Annotated in this window: 11 protein-coding genes and 1 pseudogene; 11 read left to right on the top strand and 1 reads right to left on the bottom strand. The window is 69.6% G+C overall.

Annotation, left to right across the window (positions count from 1 at the left end):
• Positions 1-111: 111 nt before the first annotated feature.
• From GPZ80_RS23795 to GPZ80_RS33800, 4 genes and pseudogenes are all read left to right on the top strand, one after another.
• Entirely contained in the window at positions 112-1,785 is a 1,674-nt protein-coding gene (locus GPZ80_RS23795; RefSeq protein WP_312880534.1) for a M14 family metallopeptidase, read from the top strand.
• 166 nt (positions 1,786-1,951) lie between these two features.
• Positions 1,952-3,163, top strand: a complete 1,212-nt coding sequence (locus tag GPZ80_RS23790; protein WP_312880533.1) for a trypsin-like serine protease — start codon at positions 1,952-1,954, stop codon at positions 3,161-3,163.
• 220 nt (positions 3,164-3,383) lie between these two features.
• Positions 3,384-4,175 (top strand): annotated as a pseudogene (locus tag GPZ80_RS23785) (S1 family peptidase); the annotation flags it as partial.
• Between the two features lie 90 nt (positions 4,176-4,265).
• Positions 4,266-4,559, top strand: a complete 294-nt coding sequence (locus GPZ80_RS33800; protein WP_312880550.1) for a proprotein convertase P-domain-containing protein — start codon at positions 4,266-4,268, stop codon at positions 4,557-4,559.
• A gap of 51 nt (positions 4,560-4,610) precedes the next feature.
• On the opposite strand, the gene GPZ80_RS23780 is transcribed toward GPZ80_RS33800, so the two are convergent.
• Positions 4,611-5,621: a saccharopine dehydrogenase family protein gene (locus GPZ80_RS23780; protein ID WP_187223304.1), complete on the bottom strand. Its 1,011-nt coding sequence runs from the start codon at positions 5,619-5,621 to the stop codon at positions 4,611-4,613.
• 70 nt (positions 5,622-5,691) lie between these two features.
• Between GPZ80_RS23780 and GPZ80_RS23775 the strand changes: the two genes are divergently transcribed.
• From GPZ80_RS23775 to GPZ80_RS23745, 7 genes are all read left to right on the top strand, one after another.
• Positions 5,692-6,648, top strand: coding sequence for a helix-turn-helix domain-containing protein (locus GPZ80_RS23775; RefSeq protein WP_187223303.1), 957 nt, complete (start codon positions 5,692-5,694; stop codon positions 6,646-6,648).
• A 173-nt stretch (positions 6,649-6,821) separates the two neighbouring features.
• Positions 6,822-8,624 carry an AMP-dependent synthetase/ligase gene (locus tag GPZ80_RS23770; protein WP_187223302.1) on the top strand — a complete coding sequence of 601 codons (1,803 nt, stop codon included), beginning with the start codon at positions 6,822-6,824 and terminating at the stop codon, positions 8,622-8,624.
• Between the two features lie 51 nt (positions 8,625-8,675).
• Positions 8,676-10,364 carry a substrate-binding and VWA domain-containing protein gene (locus GPZ80_RS23765; protein ID WP_187223301.1) on the top strand — a complete coding sequence of 563 codons (1,689 nt, stop codon included), beginning with the start codon at positions 8,676-8,678 and terminating at the stop codon, positions 10,362-10,364.
• A gap of 198 nt (positions 10,365-10,562) precedes the next feature.
• Positions 10,563-12,374 (top strand): glycosyltransferase family protein, encoded by a 1,812-nt coding sequence (locus GPZ80_RS23760; RefSeq protein ID WP_187223300.1) that lies wholly within the window; start codon positions 10,563-10,565, stop codon positions 12,372-12,374.
• Positions 12,375-12,521: 147 nt separating this feature from the next.
• Positions 12,522-14,228 (top strand): substrate-binding and VWA domain-containing protein, encoded by a 1,707-nt coding sequence (locus GPZ80_RS23755; protein WP_187223299.1) that lies wholly within the window; start codon positions 12,522-12,524, stop codon positions 14,226-14,228.
• Between the two features lie 11 nt (positions 14,229-14,239).
• The gene (locus GPZ80_RS23750; RefSeq protein ID WP_222719775.1) at positions 14,240-14,986 is read left to right on the top strand and encodes a class I SAM-dependent methyltransferase; all 747 of its coding nucleotides are present in this window, start codon (positions 14,240-14,242) and stop codon (positions 14,984-14,986) included.
• Positions 14,987-15,021: 35 nt separating this feature from the next.
• Positions 15,022-19,110, top strand: a complete 4,089-nt coding sequence (locus GPZ80_RS23745) for an alpha-(1->3)-arabinofuranosyltransferase (RefSeq protein ID WP_187223298.1) — start codon at positions 15,022-15,024, stop codon at positions 19,108-19,110.
• Positions 19,111-19,164: the final 54 nt, after the last annotated feature.

Raw genomic sequence — 19,164 nt, 5'->3', positions numbered from 1 at the left:
GCCACGCGGGCATGAGTCATGAGGGCACCCCCAGGGTTTGATCCTGTCCGCGCGGCGAAGTTTCTACCCCTCCAGTGTCGGAAATTCCGGCACTCCTTGCAGGAGGCACGCGTGAATCGCAAACGCCTGTCCGTCATGGTCGGGGCGCTCGCCGCCTTTGCCGTGATCATTTCCATGAGCGGCAACCCTGCCAGCGGCGAGAACGCCGCCGCCGCCCAGGAAGCCCGTGCATCGGCCGAGTACCACGTCATCGGAGTCAAGACTTCCCAGCAGCGCAGCGCGATCGCGGCGACCGGCGCGGCCATCAACGGCACCGAAGACAGCCGCTTGATGATCACCGCCACCCCCGCCGAGGTCCGCAAGATCCGGTCCCAGGGCTTCACCGTCGAGTCCGAAGCCGCACCCGCGCTCACCCAGGGAACCCAGGGCGCGCAGGGAATCAACGACTTCCCGAGCTCGGACGCCAACTACCACAACTACGCCGAGATGACCACGGTCATCAACAACGCCGTCGCCAACTACCCCGGCATCATCACCAAGCAGGTCATCGGCAAGTCCTACGAGAACCGCGACATCTACGCGCTGAAGATCTCGGACAACCCGTCGGTGGACGAGAACGAGCCCGAGGTTCTCTTCACCCACCACCAGCACGCCCGTGAGCACCTGACGGTCGAGATGGCGATCTACCTGATCAAGACCTTCACCGAGACCTACGCGACCGACGCCAAGGTCAAGTCCATGGTCGACACCCGCGAGATCTGGATCCTGCCCGACGTCAACCCCGACGGCGGCGAGTTCGACATCTCCACCGGCTCCTACAAGAGCTGGCGCAAGAACCGGCAGCCGAACTCCGGCTCGTCCTACGTCGGCACCGACATGAACCGCAACTGGAACTACAAGTGGGGCTGCTGCGGCGGTTCCTCGGGCAGCACCAGTTCCGAGACCTACCGCGGCACCGCGCCGGAATCGGCGAAGGAAGTCAAGGTCCTCTCGGACTTCGTGCGCAGCCGGGTCGTCGGTGGCAAGCAGCAGATCAGCACCGCGATCGACTTCCACACCTACAGCGAGCTGGTGCTCTGGCCGTTCGGCTACACCACCGCCGACACCGCCGAGGGCCTGAACGCCGAAGAGCAGAAGGTCTTCTCGACGATGGGCCGCGCCATGGCGCAGACCAACGGCTACACCCCGGAGCAGTCCTCGGACCTCTACATCACCGACGGGTCGATCGACGACTACCTGTGGGGCGTGCACAAGATCTGGGGCTACACCTTCGAGATGTTCCCGGCGTCCGCCTCCGGCGGCGGCTTCTACCCCGGTGACGAGATCATCGCCCGCGAGACCTCGCGCAACAAGGCGGCCGTGCTCTACCTGCTTGAGTACTCGGACTGCCCGAAGCGCTCGATCGGCCTGACCTGCGACGGCACCACGCCGCCGCCCGGCACGGTCTTCGAGAACACCAACAACGTCAACATCCCCGACATGGGCGCGGCTGTCACCAGTGACATTGTCGTGACCGGTCAGACGGGCAACGCCCCGGCGACGCTGAAGGTCGACGTCGACATCAAGCACACCTGGCGCGGTGACCTGGTCATCGACCTGGTGGCTCCGGACGGTTCCCTGTACCGGTTGAAGAACTCCTCGGGCAACGACTCGGCCGACAACGTGATCGCCAGCTACACGGTGAACGCGTCGACCGAGGTCGCGAACGGCACCTGGAAGCTCAAGGTCCAGGACGTCGCCCGCTACGACACCGGCTACATCGACAGCTGGAAGCTCACCTTCTGAGCTGATCGCTGAAACACAGTTCACACCAGGTGCTCCGGGTCGACCCGCAACTCGGCCCGGAGCACCTCCTTATGCGGCCACCAGTCCCAGGTGGTTCGGCAAGTCACACAACCGCGCGACCGTCCACGCCCTGCGTTCCACTGTGGACGGTCACGGAAGGAACACTGTGCGAATCTCGAAAATGAAGAAGGCGGGCCTCCTGGCAGCCGGCCTCACCGCCGTCCTGGCCGCAGTGGGGGGACAGGCGCTCGCCGCGCCGCCGCCCTCGCAGCCCGGTGACGTCAGCCCCATGGTCGTCGGCGGCACCCTGGCCGCCAAGGGCGACTTCCCCTGGCTGGTCCACCTCTCGATGGGCTGCGGCGGCGCGATGTACTCCGAGCAGCTCGTGCTGACCGCGGCGCACTGCGTCGACGACCGCGGCACCAACGGCACCGGTCCCGACACCACCATCGGTGTCACCTACGGCGTCGTCGACCGCCAGGACCCCGCGGCGATCAAGCGCACCTCGAGCTACGTGCACTCCGCGGTGGGCTACACCAACGTGGAGGCGGGCAAGGACTGGGCGCTGGTCAAGCTCAGCAGCCCGATCACCGGCGCGGCGCTGCTGCCGATCGCCACCACCACGGCCAACAACAACGGCACGTTCGACATCATGGGCTGGGGTGGTACCTCCGAGGGTGGCAACTCGATGAACCGCTACGCCAGCAAGGCGAAGGTGCCGTTCGTCGACGACACCACTTGCAGCGGCTCCTCGTCCTACCCGAACCTGGTGAAGTCCGACTCGATCTGCGCGGGCTACCCCGAGGGCGGTATCGACACGTGCCAGGGCGACTCCGGCGGCCCGATGGCCCGCCGCGACGCCAACAACAACTGGGTCCAGGTCGGCATCGTCTCCTGGGGCCACGGCTGCGCCCGGCCCAACAAGTACGGCATCTACACCGAGGTCAGCACCTTCGCCGCGGACATCCAGGCGGCGGCCACCAAGCTCGGCGGCGGCGACACCACGCCCCCGCCCACGGGCGGCGTCTTCGAGAACACCAACAACGTCAACATCCCGGACGCGGGCACCGCGATCACCAGCTCGATCACGGTCTCGGGTGTCAGCGGCAACGCACCGGCCACGCTGAAGGTCGGCGTGGACATCAAGCACACCTGGCGCGGCGACCTGGTCATCGACCTGGTGGCGCCGGATGGCTCGACCTACCGGATGAAGAGCTCTTCGTCGAACGACTCCGCGGACAACGTGATCACCCCCTACACGGTGAACGCGTCCACGGAGGTGGCGAACGGCGTCTGGAAGCTCAAGGTCCAGGACGTCGCCCGCTACGACACCGGCTACATCGACAGCTGGAAGCTCGCCTTTCCGGCCTCCCCGTAATTCGAACATTTGGTCACCTACCGCGTGATGGTGCGGTCGGGTGGGCACCGTGATCGGCTTTCGTCACGGTCCCCTCAGGTCCTGTCGCATGTCGCCAGGTTTGTCTGAAAAACGCCCGGGGCAGGGTTTATCCCCTGCCCCGGGCGCCACGAACGGATCGCGGCAGCCAGCCGCGGTTTGGCACCACAACTCGCACTGTGGTTCGTGAAAGGACGCAAAGATGATCGAGCGCAACTGGTTGAGGAAGTTACGCAGGGCCTCGATGGTGGTCGTGGGAGCCGCCGTCCTCGTGGGCATGTCGACCGGCCAGGCCGTCGGGGCCCAGCCACCGTCGGATGATGTCTCCCCGCAGGTCGTCGGCGGAAGCCCTGCGGCGCAAGGCGAATTTCCCTGGATGGTCCGGCTCTCGATGGGCTGCGGCGGCGCGATGTACTCCGACTCGCTCGTCCTCACAGCCGCCCACTGCGTCAGCGGCACGGGCAACAACACGAGCATCACCGCCACCTACGGCGTGGTCGACCTGCAGAGCACCAGTGCCATCAAGCGCACGTCCTCCTACGTCTACAAGAACCCCGGCTACTCGACCTCCGCTGGCGGCGACTGGGCGCTGATCAAGCTGTCCAGCCCGATCACCGGCGCGGCGAAGCTGCCGATCGCGATGACCAACGCCTACGACAACGGCACGTTCACCGTGATGGGCTGGGGCGCCGCGTCCGAAGGCGGCAGCCAGCAGCGGTACCTGCTCAAGGCCGACGTACCGTTCGTCAACGACACCTCCTGCAAGTCCTCGTACCCGTCGCTCAAGCCCGCCGTCGAGATCTGCGCCGGCTACACCCAGGGCGGCGTCGACACCTGCCAGGGCGACTCCGGTGGCCCGATGGTCCGCCGCGACGCCAACAACGCCTGGATCCAGGTCGGCATCGTCTCCTGGGGCAACGGCTGCGCCCGCCCGAACTACCCGGGCGTGTACGCCGAAGTCAGCGCTCTTTCCGCGGCCATCAAAGCGAAGGCCGACGAACTCGGCGGTGGAACCACGCCCCCGCCCACCGGCAAGGTCTTCGAGAACACCAACAACGTCAACATCCCCGACGCGGGCAGCGCGGTGACCAGCTCGATCACCGTCTCCGGCGTCACGGGCAACGCGCCGTCCACTCTTCAGGTCGGCGTCGACATCAAGCACACCTGGCGCGGCGACCTGGTGATCGACCTGATCGCCCCGGACGGCTCCGCATACCGCATGAAGAACTCCAGCAGCAGCGACTCGGCCGACAACGTGATCACCACCTACACGGTGAACGCGTCCACGGAGGTGGCGAACGGCACCTGGAAGCTCCAGGTCCGCGACGTCTACAGCTACGACACGGGTTACATCGATAGTTGGAAGCTGACCTTCTAGGTCAAGGTGATGCCCGACCAGGCCCCCCGGTCCTGGTCGGGCATCGCCAACTCAGTCGATCTCCACCGAGAGATCCCGCAGCGACCTCAAGAAGTCGCCCGCGTCGAAGGCGGAACCAGCCGAGACAACCCCGGGCGCGAACTGTCCACTAAGGACACGCTCGGCGGCCTCGACCACCAGCGGCGCCGAGATCGCATAGATGTCCTGGCCGCGAGCAACCGCGCGACGCCGCTCATCCCCCTGCCGCACAACCACTTCGACCATGAACGTCTGGTCTGAGCGCCCGCGGTCGTCGACGGCCGACGGAGCCGGGGTCTCAGCGTCGAACAGGTCCGCGAGGGGCGAGACGGTCATGTACGTGTGGATCTCCAAGGCCTTGAGGTGCGTGGGAATGGTGACGCTGTCCGCCATGGTGAACTCGGCTTGGACGGCCCGCGTCCCCACCGGATCGGGAAACGCCCACTCCGTCAAAGGCGCACTGTCAGCACGAAGCTCGAGCCGCTGGTTCTTGTAGACCAGCCGCCCGCCGTCGCGTCGCCCCTTCGACACCCGACCTGAGGCGCGAGTACCCTCGGTCGGCTTCCAGCTGCTCAACGCGTAAGCGAGGTGGATCTCGTCGGCAACGGCCATGTCGCCCATCGCGGCGGTGGCCAGCAGGTCACCCAACCCGCCATAGAAAGCCATCGCAGGCACAACCGTGACCCCGGCCGCGCGAGCCCGATCGTCGTACTTGAACGTGTCCGCGACAGCTTCGACCTCGGCGGCGACATCCAGGTACGGGATGCCCGCGCGAATCGCCGCCTCGATGACCGGCCCAGCTGTGGCGGCGAACGGCCCGGCGGCGTTGATGACCGCCGAGGCCCCCGCCAAGACCGCGTCCAGCGCGGCCGGGTCGTCCACCGACGCGGGCCGCACCTCCTCCCCCGGGAACGCGGCCGCCAGCTTGGCGGCGTCGCGGCCCGAGAGGATCGGCGAAATCCCGCGGTCCCGCAGTTCGGCGACGATGAACCGGCCGGTGTGCCCGTATGCGCCGTAGACGGCGACTGCTCGCTGTGATGTCACCTGTTCAGCATCGCCGGCTGGAAGATCGCCGACGAGTGGCAGGAACGCCACGATGCGTACACTTTCGGACATGACCTCCGTGGCGCTGGCGATACCCGACGGAACGTCCCTGTTCGAGTTCGCCGCACCGCACGAGGTCTTCGGTGTGGACCGGCGCAACCTCGCCGACCCCTGGTACGACTTCCGCGTCTGCGGCACGGACCCCGCACGGCTGCGCGGTTGGTTCCCCGACAACGCCATCCGCGGCCTCGACGGCCTCGCCGACGCCGACACAGTGATCGTCCCAGCCAGCCGTGACATCGATGACGAGCCCACTCGCGACCTGGTCGACGCGGTCCGCGCGGCCCACGACCGGGGCGCCCGAGTGGTGTCCATCTGCACCGGGGCGTTCGTCCTCGCCGCCGCGGGCCTGCTCGACGGGCGGCGGGCCACCACGCACTGGCTGCACGCCGACGTCCTGGCGCGCCGCTATCCGCGCGTTCAGGTCGACCCGAGCGTGCTCTACATCGACGACGGCTCCATCCTCACGTCCGCGGGCAAGGCCGCCGGGATGGACCTGTGCCTGCACCTCGTGCGGACCGACCACGGCGCGGCGGTCGCCAACCGGCTGGCCCGCGTCCTGGTCGTGGCCCCGCACCGCCCTGGCGGGCAGGCCCAGTTCATCACCGCGCCGATGCCGGAGCGGCGTGAGCACGTCCTCGCCGACCTGCTCGCCTGGGTGGTCGGGCGGCTCGAACAGCCGCTCACGGTGGAGGACCTGGCCCGGCAGGCGAATGTGAGCTCACGCACGCTCGCGCGCCAGTTCGCCGCCGTCACCGGCACGACGCCGCTGCGCTGGCTGCACGCCCAGCGGATCCAGCGGGCGCGGGAACTGCTCGAGACGACCGACGACAGCGTCGACCTGATCGCCGCGAACACCGGCATGGGCACGGCGACGACGATGCGCAGGCACTTCCACGCGACGGTCGGCGTCCCGCCGGATATGTACCGGCGGACCTTCCGCACCGGGCTCACCGAGCGTGCGTAGTGGGATCGCTACACACTGTTGGTAAATGGACAGCAGGTACCGATTTGTCATCGTCCTCTAGCCGAGCGAGGGCTATACAGGCAAGATACCGACAAAGTTACCGATAGGTAGCGGGCGAGGTCAGTGCCGGTGACTTCGACCTGCCTGCGGTTCTGTGCCCGGAGGAGTAGCTAATGCGCGAGTTCGCCGTCCCTGCCGTCGCTAAGCGAGATGAGGCCGGCGGCCTCGCCGACTTGGTCTACACCAACGCGAAGGAAGACCCGAACTACGTAGCGTTCCGCCGCCGCTCGGCCGCGGGCGACTGGACCGACGTCACCGCCACCGCGTTCCTCGGCGAGGTCGTCGACGTGGCCAAGGGCCTCATCGCCTCGGGGGTCGGCGCGGGCGACCGCGTCGCCATCCTGGCCGCGACCCGCTACGAGTGGACGCTGCTCGACTTCGCCATCTGGGCCGCGGGCGCGGTCCCGGTGCCGATCTACGTGACGTCGTCGGCCGAGCAGATCCAGTGGATCATGTCCGACTCGGGCGCGGTCGCCGCGATCGTGGAGAACGCCGAGCACCAGTCGAGGGTCGACGCGATCCGTGACGCCCTGCCCGCGCTCAAGAACGTGTGGCAGATCGAGGACGGCGCGATCGACAAGATCGTCGCCGCGGGCTCCGACGTGGACACCGCCGCCGTGGAGGAGCGCCGCTCGGGCGTGAAGTCCGAGGACGTCGCCACGATCATCTACACCTCGGGCACCACCGGCCAGCCCAAGGGCTGCGTGCTGACCCACGACAACTTCTTCGCCGAGTGCGCCGCGGCCACCGACGTGCTGGGCCCGCTGTTCCGCGGCCTGGGCAGCACCGAGGACGCCCAGACACTGCTGTTCCTGCCGATCGCGCACGTGTTCGGCAGGATGGTCCAGGTCGGCTGCGTCTACGCCCGGGCGACCATGGGCCACGGCCCCGACGTCAAGAAGCTGCTCGACGACCTGGCGAGCTTCAACCCGACCTTCATCCTGTCGGTGCCGTACGTGCTGGAGAAGGTCTACAACGGCTCCCGGCAGAAGGCGCACGCGGCGGGCAAGGGCAAGATCTTCGACGCCGCCGCGGCCACCGCGATCGCCTACAGCGAGGCCGAGGGCAAGGCCGGCCTCGGTCTGAAGATCAAGCACGCGGTCTTCGACAAGTTGGTCTACAGCAAGCTGCGGGCGGCCCTGGGCGGCAAGGCCAAGTACGCGATCTCCGGTGGCGCGGCGCTCGGCCTGCGGCTCACCCACTTCTACCGCGGTGTCGGCCTGACCGTCCTGGAGGGCTACGGCCTCACCGAGACGACCGCGGCCTCCACGGTCAACGCGCCGACGAACTTCAAGGCGGGCACCGTCGGGCAGCCGATCCCGGGCGTCGCGGTCAAGATCGCCGAGGACGGCGAGGTCCTGATCAAGGGCGGCGTGGTCTTCAAGGGCTACTGGAACAACGACGCGGCCACCGCCGAGGTCATCGACGCCGACGGCTGGTTCGCCTCCGGCGACCTCGGCTCGCTCGACGACGAGGGCTTCCTGTCGATCACCGGCCGGAAGAAGGAGATCCTGGTGACCAGCGGCGGCAAGAACGTCGCGCCCGCGGTCATCGAGGACCGGATCGCCTCGCACCCGCTGGTCGCGCAGGCCATGGTCGTCGGCGACGGGCAGAAGTACATCGCCGCGCTGATCACCGTCGACCCGGACTACTTCACCTACTGGAAGACCACGGTCGACAAGCCCGCCGGGGCCACACTGGCCGACCTGGTCGACGACGCCGACCTGGTCGCCGAGATCCAGAAGGCCGTGGACGAGGGCAACGCGGCGGTGTCGAAGGCGGAGTCGGTGCGCAAGTTCCGCATCCTGGCCACCGAGTTCAGCCCGGAGACCGGCCACCTCACCCCGTCGCTCAAGCTCAAGCGCCGCGTGATCATGAAGGACTTCGGCGCCGAGGTCGACAGCCTCTATTCATAGGCATTTGCTCGGGTCAGGCTCCGAGGATCCACACGTACCCGAGAGGCTGCAATGGGACGGCATTCGTCGGCCAAGAGGACGAAGGCGACCCGGTCACCAGTGGCGCTGCTGGCCGGGTTGCTCGTCCTCGCCATCGGTGGGTGGTTCGCGTTCGGCTACATCTCCGACCGGCTCGGCGGCCCCGAGTGCGCCGAGACGGTGTCCTTGCAGGTCACGGCCGCCCCGGACGTGTCGGGCATCGTCGACCAAGCGGGCAAACGGGCCGCTGAGGCCGACCCGGAGGCCTGCTTCCGGGTCGTGGTGAGCAGCCGTGACTCGGCGGCCACCGCGCAGTCGCTGGCGCTGTCGGACGGCTCCGAGCTGCCCGACGCGTGGATCCCGGAGTCGACCCTGTGGCTGCAGCGCGCGCAGGACAAGGGCGCGTGGAACACGCCGGTGACCGGCACGTCCGTGGCGTCGTCGCCGGTCGTGCTGGCCCTGACGGACGTCACCGCGTCGACCCTGGGCTGGCCGGGCAAGCAGCCGACCTGGTCGGAGGTGCTCGGGCAGACCGATATCTCGGTGGGCATGCCCGATCCGTCGCGCGACCCGGTCGGCGTGTCCACGCTCCATGGCGTGCGCGCGTTGACCGGCACGGCGGAGGACAAGGGCGCCGCGCTCACCGCGCTGCTGCGCAGGCTCTCGGTGAACACCCTCCCGCAGGCTTCGGACCTGTTCCTGCGGCTGCCCGGCGGGACCAGCGCCGCCGAGCCGCTCGGGGCGTTCCCGACCTCGGAGAACGCGCTGCTGCGGCACAACGTGAAGTCGACGGACAGCCAGCTCGTCGCGTCCTACGCCGACCCGGCCGTGCCGTCGCTGGACTTCCCGTACACGGTGCTGCCGAAGGCGAGCGAGGCAAAGCGCGAGCTGGCGCAGAAGCTCCTCGACAAGCTGCTGGACCCCGCCGCGGTGACGTCGTTCGCCGACGCGGGATTCCGCGCCCCGGACGGCAAGGCGCTGCGGGACCGCTCCCAGGACAAGCGCACGACCGCGGCGCCGATCGACCACGTGCCGCTGCCCGCGTCCGCCGAGATCGACCAGCTGCTCAACCAGTGGGCCGGGGTGAACCTGAACTCCCGGATGCAGGTCCTGCTCGACGTGTCCGGCTCCATGGCCGAACCGGTGCCCGGCACCGGACTCGATCGGATGGCCGTCACCCTGCGCGCGGCGGAACTCGGGATCGGCCTGTTCCGGCCGACGACCAGGTTCGGCATCTGGCTGTTCTCCACCAACCTCGACGGCGACAAGGACTACAAGGAGCTGCTCCCGGTCGAGACGGTGACCGATCACAAGGCGAGCGGCGCGATCGCGAAGCTGCGCGACGTCAAGTCCATCCAGGGCGGCGCGACCGGGCTCTACGACAGCGTCCTCGCCGCGTACCAGTCGGGCCGGGCGAACTGGGAGCCCGGGCGGATCAACGTGGTGGTCGTCCTGACCGACGGCAAGAACGAGGACCCCGACGGCATCACCCGCGACCAGCTGCTCGCCGAACTGGCCAAGCTGCAGGACCCGCGCCGCCCCCTCGTGGTCGTGGGCATCGGCATCGGCCCCGACATCGATGTCGCCGAACTCGACGCGATCTCCAAGGCCACCGGCGGCCAGGCCTTCACCACCCCGGACCCCACCAAGATCGGCGACATCTTCTACGCGGCGCTGAGCAAGCTCCTGTGCCAGCCACCGACCTGCAAGCCCGGCTCCTGACTCGCGAGTCCAACGCTCAGAACAACGAGTCCAACGTTCGGAACGGGCATCGGCGGTCGCGAACGTTGGACTCGTCGTTCCGAACGTTGGACTCGCGGGCTGCAAACCGGGATCGTGACCTCGCGGTGTTTGCTCTGCGAGGTCCGTTCGGGTGAACTAGGCGCGGGTCGGGGGGCTTGAATTGAGGGGGCGCTCGCCTTGACCACGCTCGAACACCGGACCGGCAGGCACAAGAACGTGCGTGCGCGGTCCCTGACCATCCCGTTGCCGTCGCGGCTCGGGCTCGCGGCGATGGTCATCGCGGGGGTGCCGTTCGGGATCCACCTGTGGTTCCTCTCCGGCGGGTTCTTCGTGCACGACGACTTCCTGATGACTTATCTGGCGGCCAAGGGCAGCCCCCTCGACGTCGGTTACCTGTTCCAGAACTACAACGGCCACATCGCCCCCGGCCTGTTCCTCATCGCCTGGGTCGTCACCGCGGTGGCGCCGTTGAACTTCGCCGTCGCGATGGCTCCGCTGGTGCTGATCCATGTGGCCGCGCTCGTGGTGTTCTGGCGACTGCTCGTGCGCTGCTTCGGCCCGCGCTCGGCGCTGCTGCTGCCGTTCGGCGCGGTCGCGGCCTCCCCGGTGATCCTCGCCTCCACCATGTGGTGGGCCTACGCCATGCAGCTGCTTCCGTTGCTGCTGGCCATGTTCTCCGCGCTGTACTGCCACGTCGGCTACCTGCGCGCCGGGCGCCGCCGCGACGCCATCCTCACGCTCGTGTGGACGGTCGTGGGCATGGCGTTCTTCGAGAAGGCCGCGCTGTTCGTCGGCCTGCTCTTCGGCGTCACGGTTCTACTCGGCCCCGGGATCGCCCGGGCCTGGCTCGCGCACCGCAAGCTGTGGCTCGTCCACCTGGGGCTGCTGGCGGTCTACGCCGTCGTCTACTTCGGACTCGCGTCAGCGCCTCTGCACGAGACCGAGATCAGCGGCGCGCAGGTCGTCGAGCTGACCCGGCTGATGGTGGTCGACACCCTGTTCACCCCGACGCTCGGCTTCCCGGTGGCGGGCTCGGTGTTCGAGGGCTCGCCCGCGCTGGCCGAGCCGGTGGCCGCGCTGAAGCTCCTCGGCGGACTGGCCGCGCTCGCCCTCGTGGTCGGCGGACTGGTCGTCGGCCGGGGTCGCGCGGCCTGGGCGTGGACCCTGCTGGCCGGCTACCTCGCGGTCGACGTCGTCCTGGTGGCCCTGGCCCGGATGCCGCTGATCGGCCCACTGATCGGCCTGGACATCCGCTACATCGCCGACGCCGTCCCGGTCCTCGTGCTGTGCGCGGCGTTCGCCTACCTGCCGCCCCTGGGCGCGGACGGCACCCGACCCGCCCGGATCCCCGGCCGCTCCCTGCGCGTCGGGCTGGTCGCGTTGACCGCTGTGCTGCTGGCCGGGGCCACGGTGAGCACCGTGCGGCTCTCCCCCAACCTGCAGTTCCCGGCTTCCCGCGCCTACGTCGAGACCGCGGGGGCGGCGCTTCGGCAGCGGCCGGACATGGTCGTCTACGACGCGTCCGTGCCGAGCAACGTGATGATCTACTGGTTCGGCGACCAGGGCCGGGCGTCGCGGGTGGTCGGTCTGCTCCCCGACGCGCCCAGGTTCGACGAGCCGACCCCGACCATCTTCATGCTCGACGGCGAGGGCAGGCCGCGGGAGGTCAAGGGCGTCGTCAACGCCGTCTACGGTAAGCCGGGCCCGGTGCCCGAGTGCGGCTACCCGGTCACCGACCAGACGACCCTCGTGCCCCTGTCCGGTCCGGTGAAGGGCAAACGGCTGATCCGACTGGAGTACTTCACCTCCGCCGCCGGACCCGTGACGATCAACGCGGGCGCCGCGTCATTCACCCTCCCACTACACGAGGGTGTGCATTTGCTGCAATTGGTCACCGAGACCGAATTCGACCGGATCGATCTCCGCCGGGCACCTGGGGCGACCACCGCCTGCCTGGTCGGAGTGGTCATCGGGGAGCCACTTGTATAGTCCCGTTGTTCTGGCGAACAATGCGCCTTGTTCCCGTCGACAATCAAATTCGACCGCCCGATCACAATTGCGCCAAATGGCACATTCGCTTCATTGCGAATGAAATAGCGGGTATCTTCCGACGAAAGCGTCGGAGGAGGATCGAGGATGGGGCGACACTCGCCGGGCGGTGGCCGTGCGGCGACGCAACGGTCGTCGGTCGTGGCGCTGAGCCTCCTCTTCGTCGCCGCCCTGGTGGGCTGGCTCAGTTTCGACTTCCTCCGGGACACCCTCGGCGCCTCGGACTGCGAGCGGGTCACCTCCCTGACCGTCGCCGCGTCGCCGGACATCGCGCCCGTCATCACCCAGGTCGGCCGCGACATCCTCGAAGCGGGCGAGGACTGCTACGACGTGCGCGTCACCAGCCGGGAGTCCTCGGGGGTCGCCGAGTCGCTCGCGGTGTCCGACGGCTCCGAGCCGCCCGACGTGTGGATCCCCGAGTCCGCGCTCTGGCTGCGCCGCGCGCAGTCCAACGGCGCGTGGCAGACCCCGATCGAAGGCACGCGGATCGCGTCCTCACCGGTGGTCATCGCCCTCACTGACGACCTGGCGGGCCAGTTCGGCTGGCCCGCGACCCGCCCGACCTGGTCCGATGTGATGGCCGACAACAAGGTCCTGGAGTCACTCGGCTTCCCCGACCCGGCCCGCGACCCCATCGGCGCGTCGACCCTGTTCCTGCTCGCGGAGCCCAAAAGCAACGCCGCCACTGAGACAACAGGCGCGACCACGACATCACTGCTGCGCAAGCTCTCCGCCAACACCGTGGCCCAGTCCTCGGACCTGTTCGCCCGGCTGCCCGGCACCACCAGCCCGCATCCGCCGCTCTCGGCGTTCCCGAGTTCGGAGACCGCGGTGCTGCGGCACAACGTCAAGCAGAGCTCGACCAAGCTCGTCGCCGCGTACGCCGACCCCGCCCCGCCGTCGCTGGACTACCCGTATGTCGTGCTGCCCGGCACGACGGGCGAGAAACGCACGGTGGCGGAACGGTTCCTGTCCAGGATGCTCGCCCCATCCGCGCGCGAACTCCTCGGCGCGGCGGGCTTCCGCGGCCCGGCGGGGGACGTCCTGCGCGACCGGTCGCAGGACAAGCGCGTCACCGCCGAAGCGGCCGCGCCGGTCCCGCTGCCCGCCCCCGACGAGGTCGACCGGGTGCTCAACGAGTGGGCCGGGGTGAACCTCAGCGCCCGCATCCAGGTCCTGCTCGACGTGTCCGGGTCGATGGCCGAACAGGTGCCCGGCACCGGGCGGACCCGGATGGCGGTCACCCTGGACGCGGCCGAACTGGGCATCCGGCTGTTCAAGGGCACCACCAAGATCGGCCTCTGGGTCTTCTCCACCAACCTCGACGGCGACAAGGACTACCGGGAGCTGCTTCCGGTCCGCCCGGTCAGCGACCACCTCGCGGCGAACGCCATCCCGACCGTGCGGAGCATCGAGAACCAGACCAAGGGCGCGACTGGGCTCTACGACAGCACGCTCGCCGCCTACAAGGCCGCCCGGCAGAACTGGGAGCCCGGGCGGATCAACCTGGTCGTCGTCATGACCGACGGCAAGAACGAGGACCGCGACGGCATCAGCCGCGAGCAGCTGCTCACCGAACTCGCCGCCCTGGCCGACCCCAAGCGCCCGATCGCGGTCATCGGCATCGGCATCGGCCCCGACATCGACGTCGGCGAGTTGCAGGCCATCAGCGCCGCGACCGACGGCCAGGCCTTCTCCACCCCGGACCCCTCCAAGATCGCGGAGATCTTCTACGCCGCGCTGAGCAAGCTCCTGTGCCAACCGCCCGCGTGCAAGCCCACGCCCGGAAGCTGAGGGACGGACATTTGAGTTTCGAGGAAGTCAGACGCGACTGGACCGAGTTGGGCGCGCGGGACTCGCTGTGGGCGGTGCACGTCGCCAACGACAAGCGCGGCGGCCGCTGGGAGGTCGACGACTTCCTGGAACTGGGCAGACGCGACGTCGCCCGGGCCCGCGACTGGCTGCACCAGTTGGGCCTGCCGACCAAGTGGTCGCGGGTGCTCGACTTCGGCTGCGGCGCGGGCAGGCTCTCGCAGGCGCTGGCCGAGTACGCCGACGAGGTGGTCGGCGTGGATGTGTCGGTGCCGATGCTGGAGACCGCCCGCGCGCTCGACCGCTCCGACGGCAAGTGCCAGTTCGTCCTCAACGAGGTGCCCGACCTGCACGTGTTCACCAGCAACAGCTTCGACCTGGTGTACTCGGAGCTGGTTCTGCAACACCTGCCCGCCAAGGTCATCGCCGACTACCTGGGCGAGTTCGTCCGGGTCCTGCGGCCCGGCGCCGTGGCCGTCCTGCAGTGCACGAGCCGTCCGCTGTGGACACTCAAGGGCACGATCTGGCGGCTGGCGCCGTACCGGATGGTGCGGCTCGGCCAGAAGCTCGTGCTGCGCTACCCCGCGCCGATGCGGATGACCGCGCTGCCGCCCGCCAAGGTCGCGGCCGTGGTGTCCATGCACGGCGCCGAGATCGTCGCGGCGATCACCACCGATGAGCCGGAGACGCACTGGCAGTCAAGCCGCTACGTGATCCGCAAGCTGGGGCGGCACGACTGAGCACTGAGCAGGCGGTTCGGCCTAACATCCCTCCGATGGCAAGCACGCGGGAACCGACCCAGGGTCGGCCGGCGCGGATCCGCGCGTGGCTGGCCGGTCTGCCGCGCAGCCTCACCGCCTGGGTGATGGCGGGTCTGATGCTGCTGTCGTTCCTGCAGCGGCCCGGCCGGACCACGTTCGACACCAAGCTCGACCTCGCCGTCGACCCCATCGCGTTCCTCGGCCGCGCGCTGCACCTGTGGAACCCGGCCGCGACCGGCGGCGAGTTGCAGAACCAGGCCTACGGCTACCTGTTCCCGATGGGCCCGTTCTTCGCGCTGGGTCAAGCCGTCGGGCTGCCACCGTGGGTCGTGCAGCGGCTGTGGTGTGGTCTGCTGTTGTGCCTGGCCTTCGGCGGTGTCCTGGCCGTGGCCCGGTCGCTGCGCATCGGCACCGAGCCCGCGCGGTACCTCGGCGGACTGGCCTACGCGCTGGCGCCGCGGATGCTCACCGAGATCGGTCCGCTGTCGGCGGAGATGCTCGCCGCGGTCATGCTGCCGTGGGTGCTGCTGCCGCTGATCCGCGTGGAGCGCATCGGCTCGCCCCGGCGCGCGGCCGGGCTCTCGGCGCTGGCGATCGTCTGCATGGGCGGGGTCAACGGCGCGGTCGTGGTCCTCGCCCTGGTGCTGCCCGGCCTGTGGCTGCTCACCCGGCAGTGGACGCGCGAGCACGTGCGGCTGGTGCTGTGGTGGTTCGGCTGCGTCCTCCTGGCGGTCCTGTGGTGGTTCCTGCCGCTGGCCCTGCTCGGCGAGTACAGCCTCCCGTTCGTCGACTACGTCGAGTCGGCGACGAACACGACCACGCCGACCTCGCTGTTCCAGGTGCTGCGCGGGACGAACCAGTGGGTGGCCTACGTCGTGCAGGGCACGCCGTGGTGGCCGTCGGGGTTCATGCTGATCGACAACCCGATCCTGATGCTGGCCACGGGTGTGGTCGCGGCGATCGGGCTGCTCGGGCTGGTGCGGTCGCGGCTACCGGAGCGGCTGTTCCTCACCCTCGGCGTCGTCGCCGGTGTCACCTTCCTGACCATCGGCTACGTCGGCACCCTCGACAGCCCGTTCTCCGAGTCGGTCCGGGCCCTGCTCGACGGGCCGCTCGCGCCGCTGCGCAACGTGCACAAGTTCGAGCCGGGCCTTCGGCTGCCGCTGGTGCTCGGCTTCATGCACGCGATCTCCGGGCGGCTGCCCGGCCTGGCCCGCAAGGCCTCCGGGCTGTGGGCGACGCGCGCCCGGCTCGCCGTGGGGTTCCTGCTGGTGCTGATCACCGCGGCCCCCGCGTGGCTGTTCACCCTGCGGCCGGGGCCCGGCTGGGACGAGGTGCCGGATTACTGGCGCACGGCGATGACCTGGCTCGCCGACGAGGACAAGGACGCGCGGACGCTGCTGATCCCCGGCACCGGGTTCGGCGAGTACACGTGGGGCCGGACGATCGACGAGCCCGCGCAGTCGCTGGCGCGCTCGCCGTGGGCGCTGCGCAGCCAGATCCCACTGGGCTCCGAGGGCAACACCCGCCTGATGGACGCCGTGGAGGACGCGCTGGCCGACGGCCGCGGGGCACCCGGCCTGGCCGACTTCCTGGCCCGCTCCGGGCACCGGTTCCTGCTGCTGCGCAACGACATCGACCGGTCCGCCACCGGCGCGCCACCGCTGTCGATGCTGCGTTCGGCGCTGCGCGGGTCACCGGGGATCGAGAAGGTCGCCGGGTTCGGCCCGGAGGTTCGCGCGGGCACGAGCGGCATCGACGAGCACGCGCCCGCGGCGCGGGCGATCGAGGTCTACGAGGTCATGCGGACCGTGCCACTCGCGGTGGCCATGCCCAGCGACCAGGTCGCCACGGTCAGCGGCGGGCCCGAGTCGCTGCTGCCGCTGCTCGACTCCGGACAGCTCGACCCGACCCGGCCGACCGTCATGGCGGGCGACGGCGGCGCGCCGGACGCACGGGACTGGCTGGTCACCGATGGTCTGCGCTACCGCGAGCGCAACGTCGGCCGGGTGCGCGACAACCTGAGCCAGACCATGACCGAGGGCGAGAAGGCCCGCCAGGTGCGGCCGGCGATCGATGTGGTGCCGTTCGAGGGCATCGAGCACCGGACGCTGGCCACCTACCGCGGGATCCGCGGGGTCACGGCGTCCTCGGCGGCCAGCTTCGCCGACGCGGTCCGCGGCTCCGACCCGTCGTCGATGCCGTTCGCCGCGATCGACGGCGACCCGTACACCGCCTGGCAGTCCTCCAGCCTGCGCGGCCCCGCGGGCCAGTGGCTGGAGGTGGAGCTCGACACCCCGCGCATGGTCGACCGGATCGCGCTGCGCGTGGTCGACGACTCCCGCCTGGGCTGGCCGGTCACCAGCGTGCAGATCACCACCGACAAGGGCTCGGTGATCCGCGAGGTCGAACGCGGGCAGGACTCGCAGCTGTTCACCGTGGCCCCGGGCCTCACCAGCACCGTGCGCGTCACCATCCTGGGTGTCGCGGCGGGCCGGACCACCGGCAACGCGGGCATCGCCGAGATCACCATCCCCGGCGTCGAGGCCCAGCGCGCCCTGCGCGTCCCGGCCGACGTGGCGCCGAAGCCCGACCAGCGCACGGCTTTCGCCTTCACCCGGGGCGCGCTGCCCAGCTACTCGTGCGTGCGCGAGGAGGACAAGACCCGCTGCGATCCCGGCCTGACCCGCTTCGGTGAGGAGCCGGACGGCGTGCACCGCCTGTTCCGCACGTCCACCGACGCCACCTACACCGTCTCCGGCCGGGTCCTGCCCGCCGCGGGCGCCCGCGCCCCGATCCGGGTCCCCGGCCTCGAAGTGTCGGCGTCCACCCAACTCGCGGGCGACCCTGCGGCGGGCCCGCTGGCCGCGGTCGACGACGACCCGGCGACGACCTGGATCGCCGACTACACGGATCTGCATCCGGTCCTGCGGCTGAAGTGGGACAGGGAAACCGCCATCAGCGGCCTGAGCCTGGCCACCCTGCCCGAGTCCGGCGCCATCCCACCGTCCGAAGTGGAGATCCAGACCACCGCCGGAACGGTGCGGCTGCCGGTGTTCACCGACGGCACCGTGGACTACCACGGCACGACGGACCGGATGGAAATCAAGATCACCCGACACGACGACGGGCAGGCCAAGCCCGCAGGCATCAGCACCGTCACCCTTGCGGGCGTCGACCTGCCGAGAATCGGCGCCGACACGCCTTTCACCGTCCCCTGCGGTTCTGGCCCCAGCCTGCGGATCGACCAGTTCGATTACGCCACAACGGTTTCCGGCACCCTTGACGACCTGAACAACCACCGGGCCCTGCCCTTGGGCACGTGCGCGGACCTCGCGGGCGGCGTCGAACTGCGCGCGGACGAGCACGAGGTGCGCACCGACCGGTCGGACAGCTTCGTCGTCCAGGACCTGTGGCTGACCCCGGTGGACCTGCCGTCACCGCCGCCCAGCGCGCGGGCGGTGGAGATCAAGTCGTGGGAGGCCGCGTCCCGCTCGCTGACCGTGGCGGCGGGCCCGAAGTCCGTGCTCGCGGTGCCGGAGAACGCGAACGACGGCTGGGAAGCCACAGTGGACGGACAGCCACTCCCCCGGACCAGGGTCGACGGCTGGCAGCAGGCGTGGGTCCTGCCGGAGGGCGGACCCGTGACGGTCGACCTGACCTTCGCCCCCGACACGTCGTACCGCCTGCGGCTGCTGATCGGCCTGGTCGCCGTGCTGGGCTTGATCGCCCTGGTCCTGCTCCCGGCGCGACGTCGCACGGACCTGTCCTCGGCACCCGCGGGCGAACGCTGGGTGCCGGTCGCGTTGATCGCCCTGCTGGCGACCATGGGCGGGATGCTCGCGGTGGTCCTGCTGATCGCCTGCCTGCTCCTGCGAAGCCTGTTCCCCAACTACCGCCGCGCGATCTCGATGGCGCTGGCGGCGGCCGGGATGACGGTCGCCACGGTCACGGCGGTCCTCGGCAGACTCATGGATCACGGCCAGGAATGGGCCTACGGCGCGACAGCCCAGGGCGCCATCCTCGTGGCCATCGCCGCGGTGGTGGCGGCCAGAATCCCCTACTTCGACAAGGATCCAGCCGCCCAGCCCGAACCGGCCTGAATCAAGCCACCGCGACCGAGAGGCGGCGGGAGCGCGACTCCACCACAGCTCCGG

Origin of the sequence: Actinokineospora xionganensis, assembly GCF_014323725.1 — a bacterium.
GTDB classification, from domain to species: domain Bacteria; phylum Actinomycetota; class Actinomycetes; order Mycobacteriales; family Pseudonocardiaceae; genus Actinokineospora; species Actinokineospora xionganensis.
This window is presented reverse-complemented; position numbering and strand designations above follow the sequence as displayed.

What these genes read in the sequence shown, in the direction of transcription:
- GPZ80_RS23755 (WP_187223299.1), top strand. Translation starts at nt 12,522, where the DNA reads ATGGGGCGACACTCGCCGGGCGGTGGCCGTGCGGCGACGCAACGGTCG.
- GPZ80_RS23770 (WP_187223302.1), top strand. Translation starts at nt 6,822, where the DNA reads ATGCGCGAGTTCGCCGTCCCTGCCGTCGCTAAGCGAGATGAGGCCGGC.
- GPZ80_RS23775 (WP_187223303.1), top strand. Translation starts at nt 5,692, where the DNA reads ATGACCTCCGTGGCGCTGGCGATACCCGACGGAACGTCCCTGTTCGAG.
- GPZ80_RS23765 (WP_187223301.1), top strand. Translation starts at nt 8,676, where the DNA reads ATGGGACGGCATTCGTCGGCCAAGAGGACGAAGGCGACCCGGTCACCA.
- GPZ80_RS23745 (WP_187223298.1), top strand. Translation starts at nt 15,022, where the DNA reads ATGGCAAGCACGCGGGAACCGACCCAGGGTCGGCCGGCGCGGATCCGC.